General features: G+C 67.8%; 12 protein-coding genes. 9 read left to right on the top strand and 3 right to left on the bottom strand.

Annotated features, from left to right (window positions below):
- Positions 1-6 precede the first annotated feature (6 nt).
- Positions 7-1,461, bottom strand: coding sequence for an FAD-binding oxidoreductase (locus KXJ60_RS17855; RefSeq protein WP_291131096.1), 1,455 nt, complete (start codon positions 1,459-1,461; stop codon positions 7-9).
- A gap of 147 nt (positions 1,462-1,608) precedes the next feature.
- Between KXJ60_RS17855 and KXJ60_RS17850 the strand changes: the two genes are divergently transcribed.
- Positions 1,609-2,382, top strand: a complete 774-nt coding sequence (locus tag KXJ60_RS17850; RefSeq protein ID WP_291131095.1) for an IclR family transcriptional regulator — start codon at positions 1,609-1,611, stop codon at positions 2,380-2,382.
- On the opposite strand, the gene KXJ60_RS17845 is transcribed toward KXJ60_RS17850, so the two are convergent.
- Both KXJ60_RS17845 and KXJ60_RS17840 read right to left on the bottom strand, forming a co-directional pair.
- Complete coding sequence (locus KXJ60_RS17845) at positions 2,369-3,757, bottom strand: MmgE/PrpD family protein (RefSeq protein WP_291131094.1); 1,389 nt, start codon at positions 3,755-3,757, stop codon at positions 2,369-2,371. The genes KXJ60_RS17850 and KXJ60_RS17845 overlap by 14 nt on opposite strands.
- Positions 3,758-3,858: 101 nt before the next feature.
- A complete protein-coding gene (locus KXJ60_RS17840; protein ID WP_291131093.1) occupies positions 3,859-4,689 on the bottom strand; it encodes a helix-turn-helix domain-containing protein in 831 nt (276 codons plus the stop codon).
- Positions 4,690-4,725: 36 nt separating this feature from the next.
- On the opposite strand from KXJ60_RS17840, the gene KXJ60_RS17835 reads away from it, so the two are divergent.
- The 8 genes from KXJ60_RS17835 to KXJ60_RS17800 all read left to right on the top strand — a co-directional run bounded on the left by KXJ60_RS17835 (position 4,726) and on the right by KXJ60_RS17800 (position 13,938).
- Positions 4,726-5,226, top strand: a complete 501-nt coding sequence (locus tag KXJ60_RS17835; protein ID WP_363318056.1) for a hypothetical protein — start codon at positions 4,726-4,728, stop codon at positions 5,224-5,226.
- 111 nt (positions 5,227-5,337) lie between these two features.
- Complete coding sequence (locus KXJ60_RS17830; protein ID WP_291131092.1) at positions 5,338-5,496, top strand: DUF3309 family protein; 159 nt, start codon at positions 5,338-5,340, stop codon at positions 5,494-5,496.
- Positions 5,497-5,660: 164 nt separating this feature from the next.
- Positions 5,661-8,519, top strand: a complete 2,859-nt coding sequence (locus tag KXJ60_RS17825) for an aconitate hydratase (RefSeq protein WP_291131090.1) — start codon at positions 5,661-5,663, stop codon at positions 8,517-8,519.
- A gap of 55 nt (positions 8,520-8,574) precedes the next feature.
- Positions 8,575-9,495 (top strand): trypsin-like peptidase domain-containing protein, encoded by a 921-nt coding sequence (locus KXJ60_RS17820; RefSeq protein ID WP_291131089.1) that lies wholly within the window; start codon positions 8,575-8,577, stop codon positions 9,493-9,495.
- 25 nt (positions 9,496-9,520) lie between these two features.
- A complete protein-coding gene (locus KXJ60_RS17815) occupies positions 9,521-10,522 on the top strand; it encodes a MoxR family ATPase (RefSeq protein WP_291131087.1) in 1,002 nt (333 codons plus the stop codon).
- Between the two features lies 1 nt (position 10,523).
- On the top strand, positions 10,524-11,603 hold the full coding sequence (locus KXJ60_RS17810) for a DUF58 domain-containing protein (RefSeq protein ID WP_291131085.1): 1,080 nt from the start codon (positions 10,524-10,526) through the stop codon (positions 11,601-11,603).
- On the top strand, positions 11,600-12,670 hold the full coding sequence (locus tag KXJ60_RS17805; protein WP_291131083.1) for a VWA domain-containing protein: 1,071 nt from the start codon (positions 11,600-11,602) through the stop codon (positions 12,668-12,670). The genes KXJ60_RS17810 and KXJ60_RS17805 overlap by 4 nt, the downstream gene beginning before the upstream one ends.
- 59 nt (positions 12,671-12,729) lie before the next feature.
- Positions 12,730-13,938, top strand: a complete 1,209-nt coding sequence (locus KXJ60_RS17800) for an FAD-dependent monooxygenase (protein WP_291131081.1) — start codon at positions 12,730-12,732, stop codon at positions 13,936-13,938.
- Positions 13,939-14,111: the final 173 nt, after the last annotated feature.

The raw sequence follows: 14,111 nt of genomic DNA, 5'->3' as shown, positions 1-14,111 counted from the left end.
GAAGAGCTAGGGGAGGGAACGGGTGTGTGGCGGGGCGAGGGGCAGCATGCGCCCCGGGTTGAAGGTGTTGGTCGGGTCCAGTGCGTGCTTGATGCGCGCCATCAGTTCGAGTGCCAGCGGCTGCTTGTGGTGCAGAAAGGCCGCCTGCTTGAGCCGACCGATGCCGTGTTCTGCCGAGATCGAGCCTTGCATGCGCGCGGTGATGGCGTGCACGGTGTCGTGCACAGCATCCTCGCGGGCGCGGAACTCGGCGTCCGTCATGCCTGCCGGCTTGCTTTGGTTGTAGTGCAGGTTGCCGTCGCCCACATGGCCGAAGCACACCACGCGAATGCCCGGCATCAGCGCTTGCAAGGCAGCGCCCGCCTCATCGATGAATTCGGGAATGCGCGAGACGGCCACCGAGATGTCGTGTTTGATCGACGGCCCTTCGAGCCGTTGCGCTTCGGGCACGTGCTCGCGCAAGGCCCAAAGGTCGTGCGCCTGCTGGCCAGAGGCGGCAATCACTGCGTCCAGCACCAGGCCTTGTTCCATCGCGCTGCCCAGCACCTCTTCGACCGCTCCCGTGGGATCGATGTGGGCCGATGTTTCCGACACATCGAACAGCACACACCATGCGTGCTGGCCGGCCAAAGGGTTGCGCATGCCCGGTGTGCCATGCGCCAGCACCTGGGCCAGTGCGTGGTGCCCGATGAGCTCGAAAGCGGTCACCCGTTCGCCCACGGCACCGCCGAGCTGCGCGAGCAGTTCCACCGCGGCTTGCGGGTCGCGCACACCCGCCCAGGTGGTGACCACCTTGCGGGGCTGAGCGTAGAGCTTGAAGGTGGCGGCAGTGACGATGCCCAGCGTGCCTTCGCCCCCGATGAAAAGTTGCTTTAGGTCGTACCCCGTGTTGTCTTTGCGCAGGGCGCCCAAGGCATTGAGCACGCGACCGTCGGCGAGCACCACCTCCAGGCCCAGCGTGAGGTCGCGCGTATTGCCATAGCGCAGCACCTGTTCACCCCCGGCGTTGCTCGACACCACGCCGCCCACGGTGGCGCTGCCCTCAGAGGCCAGGGACAAAGGAAACAACCGCCCTGCGTTGGTGGCGGCCTGCTGCGCGGCCAGCACGGTACAGCCCGCCTCCAGCGTCATGCTGTTGTCCAGGGGGTCAATGCGGCGCACTTTTGACATGCGCTCCAGGCTGAGCACCACTTCGCGCCCGGAGGCGTCGGGCGTAGAGCCGCCCACCAGCCCCGTGTTGCCGCCCTGAGGTACGACGCAAATCCCCTGCGCCGAACACAGCGACACCACGCGCGACACCTCGTCGGTGTTGGCGGGCCGGATCACGGCGCGGGCGATGCCGGGGAAGGTGCGGCGCCAGTCGCACACGTAACGGGCGGTGTCCGCCGCGTCGGTCAGTACATGCGCGGCGCCGACGATGGCAACGAGGTCGGCAACAAGGGGGTCGGGCAAGGTCGACATGAAAAAGGGCGGTGTCGCGGTGGTTGTCTCGTGCGTTTTGATTTGTCGAATCATTTCATTGAATGAACTATGATTCAATGAATGAAACTATAAGCGCAGCCTTGCGAGCTGTCAACACGGATAATTCGCCACCACAGGACGCCCACCATGAAGAACCCAAAGACCACGATCGCTGCCAATGAGGAACTGGACGAAGCTGCCGATGCCAGCGCTCCCAGGCCGCCTGCGGGTGTGCTGGAGCGCGGTATCTCCATCCTGGAATGCTTTCGTGAAGACCGGCTGCGCATGTCGCTGCGCGAGCTGGCCGAATGCACCGGGCTGGACAAGGCCACGCTGCTTCGTTTGCTGGGCGTGCTGCTGCGCGCGCGCATGCTGCACCGCTTCGACAGTGGCAGCTACGCGCCAGGCCCGGCACTGCTTCACATGGGCATGCTCTACCGCAGCACTTTCGACTTGGGCACACGGCTGCAGCCGGTGCTGCACGAGGTGATGCGGCAGACCGGCGAGACGGTCGCTTTCTACATTCGCAGCGGCAACGAGCGCGTGTGCCTGTACCGTGAGAACACGGCCAAGGAGGTGCGCCACCACGTCGAGGTGGGAACGCGCATTGCGCTGGACGCCGGGGGTTCGTCGGCGCACATCCTGCTTGCCTTCACAGGCGGTGACACGCCGCATCGCGCAGAGATCGACGCCAAGGGCTATGCCATGACGCGTTCGGAGCGCGTGGCTGAAATGGCATCGGTGGCGCTGCCTGTATTCGATGGCGACGGCGCGTTTCTGGGTGCACTGGTGGTGATCGGGCTGGCTTCACGCCATGGCGTGGCGGCGCAGCGCAAAGCCGCAGACATCGTGCGCCAGCAGCTCGCCTTGCAGGGCTTTACGAGCAAGGCCCCCAGCGGCTGGCAGCCTACGCCGGTGTGACGCGCGAGGAGCCAAAGAGCGACGCGCTCAAGGTGCAAGGCATGTCGTCCAGTGCCGGATCAGCAAACGTCTCGCACCACCGGGTGAGTTGCCCGGCCTGAGCGTCGTCCATCTCGGGCGCGAAGGCGCGCATGCGCGCCTGCAGCTGCGCCCATGTGAACGGATCTTCTGGGTCGCCGCGCCGCAGCTCGCGCAGCACGCTCCAGCGCTCGCCGTTCTTCGTGGTCAGGGTGACCTGCGCTGGGCGTTTGTGCGGAAACGCGCGCTGGAACTCATCGCTGGTGGACACCTGGATGCGCTCGGCCAACGCCAGCAGCTCGCTGGACTGCAGGTCCGGCGCTTCCATTTCTGCGATGCCCAGGTGGCCTTTGCTCAACAGCGTGGCGATCACATAACGCAGGCAGAAGGGCGTCTCGCCCGCATGGGTCGGCCAGTGCACGCCAGCGATCTTCAGCGCGTGAGGAAAGATCACCACCTCGACGGTCGCGATGTCGTCCACGACCGGCCGGTGCGCGTCCAGGATTTCGAGCGTGGCATCCAGTGGCGTGAACAGTTGAGCGCAGCAAGGCCAGGCTTTGATGGTGGCCGTGTTCACCCGTTCGGGTGCATCGAGATCGCCGTCCAGCGCGGCCAGCGAACCGTCGCCCGCGAGCAGGGCGTACAGCCCGCGCTGGCCGGTGACGAACGCGCGGGCACCGGGGAAGCCGGCCTGCGCGGCCCAGGCCGCCATCATCCCGTTGCGCACCGCAAACGCCGGGTGCAGCGACTTGGAGGCGTGTGCCTCATCGTCCACCAGTTGCCACAAACCCGCGGACTGCGTGGCCGCGATGCCCATGGCGTGGTGCAACTGGTCTTGTGACAGGCCCAATGCCACCGCACTGGCGGCAGCGGCGCCGACCGCACCGGCGGTGGCGGTCGCATGGAAGTGAGCCGCATGGCGAGTGCCCAGCACCTCACCCACGCGCAGCGCCACTTCATAGCCCGCGATGATCGCGTCAGCCAAGCGCCGCAGGGGCATGTGGTGCGCTGCGCTCAGTGCCAGCACGGGTGAGATGGCCACCACACCTGGGTGCAGCATCGCCGCGCGGTGCGCGTCGTCGATTTCGCGCAAGTGCGCGATGCCGGCATTGGCGAAGGCCGCCCCCATCGGCTGCAAGCCGCCGCCACCGAACACCGGCGATGGACCCGTCCCGGGCACGCTGATGCGCGCAAGCGCCTGCAGCGTTGGCGTGGCCGGCATGTCCAGCGCCGCCCAGCCGGCGGTGAACCAGTCGAGCAGCGCTTGCGCCAGTCGCTCACGCGTGGCGGTGGACAGAGGGCGGTCACGCAGTGCGTGCACGTGCGCCGCAAGGCGCGCTTCAGGCAGTCGATCCATCACAGATTTTGCTCAATGAAATGAAGTTCATTATATGAACCAATCTGCAGGGGGATGCATAGCGACCCGCGCAACGGCAGGCGTGCGTCATCGGTGTCGGTTCAGGCCTGCGCCGCCAGCCGCCGCAGCAACGCGGCAGACGCCTCGTCGGCCGGGAAAAACGTCTCCAGCGCCAGCTCCTGCAGCGTGATGTCCACCGGTGAGCCGAAAACGGTGGTGGTGCTCACCAGGTGCAGCACGCCGTGCCCGGTGTCGAACTGAAAGGGCATGAGCACACCGTGGTGCTCGCCCGGCAAGGCGCCAGCGTCGGGACCCACGGTTTCCGGATAGCCCTTGAGTTCGGCCAGCAGCACGGCCAGCGTGTCGTCACCCGTGGCGTGGATCTGCTGGCGCAGGCGTTCAAACAAATGCCCGCGCCACTGCTGCAGGTTGGCGATGCGGGGCGCCAGGCCTTCGGGGTGCAGGCTTAGGCGCAGCACGTTGATGGGCGCCTCCAGCAGCCGCGGCGCGGCACCTGCCATCAGCATCTGCACCATGCGGTTGGCCATGACGAGGTTCCAGTGCCGGTCCATGGCGAGCGCGGGCCAGGGTTCGTGGCAATCGAGGATGCGCTTCACCGCGTCGCGCGCGCCCGCCATGTCGGGTGCGTCCAGCGCGCGCTCGCGGTACATCGGGGCGTAGCCCGCCGCTTGCAGCAGGGCGTTGCGCTCGCGCAGCGGAATGTCGAGCCGGTCCAGCAGGCGCAGCACCATGTCGCGGCTGGGGCTGGCGCGGCCAGTCTCCACGTAGCTCAGGTGGCGGGTGGACACCTCGGCCACGTGCGCCAGATCGAGCTGGCTCAGGCGCCGCCGCTGGCGCCAGTGGCGCAGGCGCTCGCCAAAGGGCGAGGGGGTGGATGACGGGGCGCTGCGAAGTGCGGTCAGGGCGTTCATGGGCGGCATGGTAGGCCACGGTTGGGGCGCAAGGCCATGACCTCCCACGTCATGGACGCGGTGCCGGTCGCGCACGACCATGCCCCCGGATTCCCTTCGTTCCACCACCTCAAGGAGTGCACCATGTCGCTGATCGATCACCTCACCTCTACCGCCGGCCTGCGCCGCGTGCTCTGGGCCGATGCGTTGTCGGGCTCCGCCACCGCCGCGCTGCATCTGGCGCTCGCAGCGCCTCTGGCGGCCTGGCTCGGCTTGCCTGCGGGCTTGCTGCACGCCAGCGGCTTCGTGTTGCTGCTGTTTGTGGCGCTGGCGGGGTCGCTGGCCTTGCAGGTGACGCCATCGCGCGCCGGGCTGCGCGCGCTGGTGCTGGGCAACTTTGTGTGGGTGGTGGCCTGCGTGGCGCTGCTGCTGGGCGGTGCGCTGTCGCCCACGCCATGGGGCCAGGCGTACCTGGTGGTGCAGGCGCTGGCCGTGCTGGTGCTGGCCGAGTTGCAATGGATGGCCCTGCGGCGCCAGCGCTCGCTGGCCATGGCCTGAGCCGTGTGCGGCAGCGAACAGATGGCCGCACCCCAAACCGGTACGGTGGTGATGCGCCACTGATGGACGGTCCGTCAATGGGCAATCGGCCCCCTTCGCGGAAGGAAAAAAATGACCCTCGGAACCATCCTCCTCATCGTTCTCGTGCTGATCCTCCTGGGTGTTGTGCCCACCTGGCCGCACAGCAAGGGCTGGGGCTACGGGCCCAGTGGTGTGCTGGGCATCGTGCTCGTGGTGGTCATCGTGATGCTGCTCACCGGCAGGTTGTAAGCGCGTCGGGGTGGCCCTCCCGGGCCTGCCCTTGAACGGCCATGCCCCCGGCTTGCCAGTGCCGGGGGCATTTTTGTGGGCGCGGTCAATCCATGCCTGCTCGCACGGAAATGCGTGCTGCTGACAGAATGGGCCGGTGTTTCACCGTTTCCGCAGGAGCCCCCATGCCCACCACCAGCCATTTCGCCCATCCCTTCGCCTCCACCGTCAAGACCTTCAAGACCGCCTCGGGCAAGAGCGGCCGGTTCTATTCGTTGCCGGCGCTGGCCAAGCAGTACCCCTCGGTCAAGCGCCTGCCGGTGTCGCTGCGCATCGTGCTGGAGAGCGTGCTGCGCCATTGCGATGGTGAGCGTGTGACGCCCGAGCACGTGGCACAACTGGCGCAGTGGCAGCCCAACACCGCGCGCACCGACGAGATCCCTTTCACCGTGGCCCGCGTGGTGCTGCAGGACTTCACCGGCGTGCCCCTGCTGGCCGACCTGGCGGCGATGCGCAGCGTGGCGCAGCGCCTGGGCCAAGACCCCAAGAAGATCGAACCGCTGGTGCCCGTGGACCTCGTGGTGGACCACTCGGTGATGGTCGATCACTACGGCACCAAGAGCGCGCTCGACCTGAACATGAAGCTGGAATTCCAGCGCAACAACGAGCGCTACCAGTTCATGAAGTGGGGCATGCAGGCCTTTGACACCTTTGGCGTGGTGCCCCCGGGCTTCGGCATCGTGCACCAGGTGAACCTGGAGTACCTCGCGCGCGGCGTGCACATGAAGGGCGGCCTGTATTACCCCGACACCCTGGTGGGCACCGACAGCCACACCACCATGATCAACGGCATCGGCGTGGTGGCCTGGGGCGTGGGCGGCATCGAGGCCGAGGCCGCCATGCTCGGCCAGCCGGTGTACTTCCTCACGCCGGACGTGGTGGGCTTCGAGCTCACCGGGCGCCTGCGCGAAGGCGTGACCGCCACCGACCTCGTGCTCACCGTCACCGAGATCCTGCGCCAGCACAAGGTGGTGGGCAAGTTCGTGGAGTTCTTCGGCGAAGGCACCGCCTCGCTGGCCCTGCCGGACCGCGCCACCATCGCCAACATGGCCCCCGAATACGGCGCCACCATGGGCTTCTTCCCGGTGGATGGCAAGACGCTCGACTACTTCCGCGGCACGGGCCGCAGCAAGGCCGAGATCGAGGCCTTCGAGGCGTACTTCCGTGCGCAGGGCCTGTTTGGCGTGCCCGCCAGCGGCGACATCGATTACTCCAAGGTGGTCAAGCTCGACCTCGGTCTGGTCACGCCCAGCCTGGCCGGCCCGAAGCGTCCGCAGGACCGCATCGAACTCGGCAAGGTGGCGCAGCAGTTCTGCGACCTGTTCAGCAAGCCCAATGCGCAAAACGGCTTCAACCGCCCGGCCGAATTGCTGCACACGCGCTACCACGCGCACGACGGCCAGGCCGCGCCCGTGCCGTCGGCCCAGCCCACGCCCGAAGGCGCGCCGCGCTTTGAAGCCGAGATGGTGGCCAACCGGCCGGTGCGCGCCAGCGCGCCTGCCAAGGCGCCGCGCAACGACCTGACCATTGGCAACGGCGACGTGCTGATCGCCGCCATCACCAGCTGCACCAACACCAGCAACCCCGGCGTGCTGCTGGCCGCCGGCCTGCTGGCGAAGAAGGCGGTGGAAGCCGGCCTGAAAGTCAAGCCGCACATCAAGACGTCGCTGGCGCCTGGCTCGCGCATCGTCACCGAATACCTCACCCAGACCGGGCTGCTGCCCTACCTGGAGAAGCTGGGCTTCGCATTGGCGGGTTACGGCTGCACCACCTGCATTGGCAACGCCGGCGACCTCACGCCCGAGCTCAACGCCGTCATTACCGAGAACGACCTCATCTGCGCGGCCGTGCTCTCGGGCAACCGCAACTTCGAGGCGCGCATCCACCCCAACCTCAAGGCCAACTTCCTGGCCAGCCCGCCGCTGGTGGTGGCGTACGCCATCGCGGGCAACGTCATGAAAGACCTCATGACCGAACCGCTGGGCAAAGGCAAGGGCGGCAAGCCGGTGTACCTGGGCGACATCTGGCCCAGCAGCGACGAGATCTACAAGCTCATGAAGTTCGCCATGAACGGCAAGGCCTACCGCGAGAACTACGCGCGCGTGGCCAGCGAGCCCGGTAAGCTGTGGGAGCACATCAAGGGCGTGTCGGGCAACGCGTACACCTGGCCCGAGAGCACCTACATCGCCGAGCCGCCTTTCTTCGACACCTTCAAGCTCGAAGCCACGGCCGCCACGCAGGCGCCGGCCGTGCGCGGTGCGCGTGTCATGGCGCTGTTTGGCGACTCCATCACCACCGACCACATTTCGCCAGCCGGCAACATCGCCGAGAACTCGCCCGCCGGCAAGTGGCTGCTCGAGCGGGGCGTGCTCAAGGCGGACTTCAACAGCTACGGCGCGCGCCGCGGCCACCACGACGTGATGATGCGCGGCACCTTTGCCAACGTGCGCATCAAGAACCTCATGCTCGCGCCCGGGGCCGATGGCTCGCGCGAGGAGGGCGGCTGGACGATCTACCAGCTCGACGGCGTGGGGCAGGGCCAGAAGATGAGCATCTTCGACGCGGCCATGCGCTACCAGGCAGCGGGCGTGCCCACGGTGGTTTTTGCGGGCGAGGAATACGGCACTGGCTCCAGCCGCGACTGGGCGGCCAAGGGCACGCAGCTGCTGGGCATCAAGGCCGTGGTGGCGCGCAGCTTCGAGCGCATTCACCGCTCCAACCTGGTCGGCATGGGCGTGCTGCCCCTGCAGTTCAAGGCAGGCGACTCATGGGAAACGCTGGGTTTGACGGGCGAGGAGACCGTCGACGTGGTGCCCCACCCCGAGCTGCTGCCGCAGAGCGAAGCGCGGCTGGTGATCACGCGCGCCAACGGCGAGCGGCGCGAGCTGAGCGTGATTCTGCGCATCGACACCCCGGTGGAGGTGAACTATTACCGCGATGGCGGAATCCTCCCCTACGTGCTCAGGCAATTGTTGAGCGCTTGAGCCGCCTGCCGCAACGCGGCATGATGTGTTTTCGTTCCGTCCACCGGGAGCCGCCATGCGAAAACCTGCCCTGTACAGCCCGTCCACCCGCCCGGTGGTCCCGCAGGCGGGTGCGCATGGCATGCCTCCCCCGGAGCCGGCGGCAGACGCACTGGTGAAAAGGCCCCGCCGCTGGCGCGCGAATGCCGCGCGTGCTGCGGCCAGCCCGCGGGTGATGTGGTCGGCGCTGGCCTTGCTCGCGGCCTTGCTGGCCACCAGCGTCTGGCACAACCGCGCCCACGGCCCCCAGGCCCTCACGCAGAAGGACATCGACGCGGCGGTGCTGCGCACGCTCACCACGCAGAACATGCCGTCGCCCGCGGCCCGCGCGGCCGAGAAGATTCGCCCCGCCGTGGTGCGCGTCATGTCGTATGGCAAGGACAAGAAGGGCGTGGAGCAGGAGATGGGCGTGGGCACGGGCGTGGTCATCGTCGACAAGGGCATCATCCTGACCAACCTGCATGTGGTGCAGGGCGCGCAGACCATCAAGCTCGTGTTTGCCGATGGCACCGAATCCGCCGCCAGCGTCACCGGCGTGCAGGCCAAGAACGACCTGGCCGTGCTGCAGGCGCACACCATCCCCGACGACCTCATTGCCGCCACCATGCGCTCCACCAGCGACCTCGTGCCGGGCGACGAAGTGGTGGCGGTGGGCTTCCCCTTCGGCATCGGCCCGTCCACCTCGGCCGGGGTGATCTCCGGCTTTGGCCGCGCCTTCAAGTCGCCTGAAGGCGAGCAGGAAATCGGCAACCTGATCCAGTTCGACGCAGCGGCCAACCCCGGCAACTCGGGCGGTCCGCTCGTCACCATGGACGGCGAGGTGGTGGGCATCGTCACCGGCATCCTCAACCCCACCAGCCACCGCACGTTTGTTGGCATCGGTTTTGCTGTGCCCATCGAGAGCGCAGCGTCCGCCGCCGGTTTGCCACCCTTCTAGTTCCACCCACCCACAGGAGCGCTCCATGGATCAAAGCACCGCCCCCGACACCGCCCAGCTCATGGAGCAGATCCTGTATGAGGTCAAGCGCGTGGTGGTCGGGCAGGACCGGTTCCTCGAGCGCGTCATGGTGGCCATGCTGGCCCAGGGCCACCTGCTGGTGGAAGGCGTGCCGGGCTTGGCGAAAACGCTCACCGTGAAGACACTGGCCAGCGTGGTGCAGGGTGGCTTCAAGCGCATCCAGTTCACGCCCGACCTCGTGCCCGCCGATCTCGTGGGCACGCGCATCTACAACCAGAAAACCGGTGACTTCAGCACCTCGCTCGGGCCCGTGTTTGCCAACCTGCTGCTGGCCGACGAAATCAACCGCGCGCCCGCCAAGGTGCAGAGCGCGCTGCTGGAAGTGATGCAGGAGCGCCAGGTCACGATTGCGGGCGAAACGCACAAGGTGCCCAACCCGTTTCTGGTGATGGCCACGCAAAACCCGATCGAGACCGAGGGCACCTATCCGCTGCCCGAAGCGCAGGTCGACCGATTCATGATGAAGGTGATGGTCGACTACCCCACCGACGAAGAGGAATTCGTCATCGTCGAACGCGTCACCGGCCCGGCGGTGCAGGTCAATGCCGTGGCCACCACCGACCAGCTCGCCGCGCTGCAGGCCCAGTGCAAGCAGGTCTATGTCGATCCGTCGCTGGTGCAGTACGCCGTCAAGCTGGTGTCGGCCACGCGCACGCCCGAGAAGCACGGCATCAAGGACATGGCGCACCTCATCACCTTTGGTGCCAGCCCGCGCGCCACCATCGGCCTGGTGGAAGGCGCACGCGCCCTGGCCATGCTGCGCGGACGCAGCTACGCGCTGCCCGAAGACATGACCGATCTCGTGCCCGATGTGCTGCGCCACCGTGTGGTGCTGTCGTACGAAGGCCTGTCGGAAGGCCTCACCAGCGAGGCGTTGATCGCGCGCATCATGAAGCACATTCCCGCGCCCGCCCGGCCGCTGGAGCACGAGAAGAAAGTGGCCTGACATGCTCGCGCGGCTCTTCGGCAAAAAAGGCCATGCGCCGGCGGCAGCGGTGGCCCAGGCCACCGCGACGCCGGTGGCGCGCCGCGCCGAGACGCTGCTGCGCCGGCTGGAGTGGACCGTGCTGCGCCGGCTCGACGGCCTGTTGCAGGGCGATTACCGCACGCTCATGCGCGGCTCCGGCCTGGACCTGGCCGACCTGCGCGAATACCAGCACCACGACGATGTGCGCCACATCGACTGGAACGTGACCGCGCGGCTGCAGCAACCCCATGTGCGCGTGTTCACCGAAGACCGCGAAATGGCCGCGTGGTTTCTGCTCGACCTCAGCCCCTCGGTGGACTTCGGCTCGGGCAGCCAGCGCAAGAGCCAGGTGCTGCTGGACTTCACCGCCGTGCTCGCACGTCTGATCGGCCGCCACGGCAACCGCGTGGGCGCCGTGCTGTATGGCTCGCGTGGGCAACCGGTGGTGGACGCGGTGCTGCCCGCCCGCGGTGGCCGCACGCAGGTGCTTCGCCTCATGCAGATGGTGTTACAGCCGCCTACCAAAGCCGATGCACCCCAGAAGAACGGGGTGACCCAACTCTCGGACCTACTCTCCGCGGCCGTGCACACCGTGCGCCAGCGCGCCACCGTGTTTGTGGTGTCGGACTTCATCAGCGAACCCGGCTGGGAAAAACCGCTGGGCGAACTCGCGCGCCGGCACGACGTGGTCGCCGTGCGCCTGCTCGACCCCCTGGAGCTGGACCTGCCCGACCTTGGGCTCATTCCCATCCGCGATGCCGAGACCGGCGAGCAACTGATGGTGGACACCCACGACGCGGGCTTTCGCCAGCGCTTTGCGCGCATTGCCGCGCAGCGCGAAGCGCAGCTGCGCGAGAGCCTGGGCCGCGCGGGTGTCGACACGCTCGAACTCTCCACCGAAGACGACCTGGCCGACGCCGTGCTGCGCTTCATCGATCTGCGCAAGCGCCGCCAGCGCGAAACGCGCCAGGGACTCAGCGCGCGCCATGTCCCCACCCAGTTGCCCACCCGGGACCGCCGCAGCCTTGGCGCCACCCCCAGCGAAGGAGCCCGCCCATGATGTCCAGCTGGCCTGTCACTTTTGTCTGGCCGCAGTTGCTGTGGCTGCTGCTCGCGCTGCCGCTGCTGGTGCTGCTCTATGTGTGGCTGCTGCGCCGCCGCAAGCAGACCGCCTTGCGTTACGCCAGCCTGTCGATCGTGCGCGAGGCCATGGGCAAAGGCGGCGGCTGGCGCCGCCACGTGCCGCCCGTGCTGCTGTTGCTGGCCATCGCCACCATGCTCATCGCCTCTGCGCGGCCCATGGCCACCATCGTGCTGCCGTCCAACCAGCAGACCATCATCCTGGCCATGGACGTCTCGGGCAGCATGCGCGCTGAAGACGTGCAGCCCAACCGCCTGGTGGCTTCGCAGAACGCGGCCAAAGCTTTCCTGGCCGAGCTGCCGCGCCACGTGAAGGTCGGCATCGTGGCCTTTGCCGGCTCCGCGCAGGTGGTGCAGCCGGTCACGCTCAGCCGAGAAGACCTCGTGGCGGCCATCGACAAATTCCAGCTGCAGCGCGCCACCGCCATCGGCAGCGCCATCGTGGTGTCGCTCTCCGAGCTGTTCCCCGACCAGCGCATCAACCTCGGCGACATGACCTACAGCCGCAACACCGATCCGTTTGCGCCCAAGGGCCGTGCGCTGGACCAGCCCAAGCCCGACGGCAAGACCTTCACGCCCGTGGCCCCGGGCTCGTACTCGTCGGCCGCGATCATTCTGCTCACCGACGGCCAACGCACCACCGGCGTGGACACGGCCGAGGCCGCCAAGATGGCGGCCGACCGGGGTGTGCGCGTGTACACGGTGGGTGTGGGCACGGTCGATGGCGAGATCATCGGCTTTGAGGGCTGGTCCATGCGCGTGCGCCTGGACGAAGAGAGCCTGAAAGACGTGGCGCGCACCACGCAGGCCGAGTACTTCTACGCCGGCACCGCCGAGAACCTCAAGAAGGTGTACGAGACCCTGAGCTCGCGCCTGACGGTGGAGAAAAAGGAAACCGAAATCTCCGGCCTGCTCGCACTGGCCGCAGCCATCCTTGCGCTGCTCTCGGCCGGGTTGTCGGTGCTGTGGTTCAACCGGATTCTTTGAGGACCGCGTGATGCGCCCCTGACCCGCGAGCCGGCCCCGGCCCCGGCACAATCTCGCGCATGAACCAACAAGTGATCGTGGCGGGCGGTGGCATTGGCGGGCTGGCGTGTGCGCTGGCGCTGGCGCGGGCAGGCGTGTCGTCGGTGGTGCTGGAGCAGGCCGCGGCGTTTGGCGAGGTGGGCGCCGGTTTGCAACTCGGACCCAACGCGGTTCGTGTGCTCGCCGAATGGGGGTTGATGGATGCGGTGCAGGCGTGCGCGGCGTTCCCGGAAGCCTTGCGGGTGCGCGACGCCCACCGCGCGAACCAGCTCGGCCATTTGCGCCTGGGTGCGATGGCGCTGGCGCGCCACGGCCAACACTACGCCACACTGCACCGCGCGGATCTGCACAGCCTGCTGTTGGGTGCCGTGCAGCGCCGGCCCGAGGTGCAGCTGCGGCTTGGTGTGCGGCTGGCGTCTTTCGTCGACAACGGCGAAGGCGTGCAGGTCGCGCTGGAGAACGGCGAGACACTCCCGGGCAGCGCCCTCATGGGCTGCGATGGTCTCTGGAGCCGCGTGCGCGCCGGCTTGCTGGGCGAGCAGCCGGTGAACGCCACCGGCCAGCTGGCTTACCGGGGCATGGTGCGCGCGGTCGACCTCCCCGCGGCGTTGCGGGCCAACGTGATCACGGCCTGGCTGGGCCCGCGCCTGCACGTGGTGCACTACCCGGTGAAGCAGGGCGACTGGTTCAACATCGTGGCAGTGGTGCATGGCAGCCTGCCCGGTGGCGACGATGCACAGGCCTGGACGCACGAGGCGCACGCGGCCGATCTGCGGCAATGGCTCGGCCCGGCCAGCGCCGAATTGATGGCGATGGTGGACGCCGTGCCCGACTGGACCCTGTGGCAGCTCAATGACCGGCCACCCTTGCGAGGTGCGCAGGAGCAAGCCCGTGGGTGTGTGGCCCTGCTGGGCGATGCGGCGCACCCGATGCGGCCGTACTTCGCGCAAGGCGCGGCCATGGCCATTGAAGACGCGTGGACGCTGGGGCGGGTGGTGCAGCAAGCGCCCGCTGGAGGCGATTGGCCTGCATGGCTGGAACACTTTGCGCAGACCCGCTGGCAACGCAACGCGCGCGTGCAGACACTGTCGCGCCGCAACGGCACCGTGTTCCATGCCCAGGGCTGGCTGCGCTGGGGACGCGACGCCGCCATGGGCCTGCTGGGCGAACGATTGCTGGAGAATACGTGGCTCTACGATGGGCCACCCGAGCCGTTGCCCACACCCTGAAACCCTTCCCACGCCCGAGGCCGACATGACGTTCCAGAACACCCCCATCAGCCGCCGCCAGGCCATCGCCACGGCGGCTGCGCTCGCCGCCCCCACCCTGCTGCAGGGCGCCCACGCGCAATCGGTGTGGCCCAACCGGCCGCTCAAGATCGTCGTGGGCTTTCCGGGGGGCT

Origin of the sequence: Hydrogenophaga sp. (assembly GCF_019264445.1) — a bacterium.
Classification (GTDB): Bacteria; Pseudomonadota; Gammaproteobacteria; order Burkholderiales; family Burkholderiaceae_C; genus Hydrogenophaga.
The sequence above is the reverse complement of the archived record's forward strand: the minus strand, read 5'-3'. Positions and strand labels throughout refer to the sequence as shown.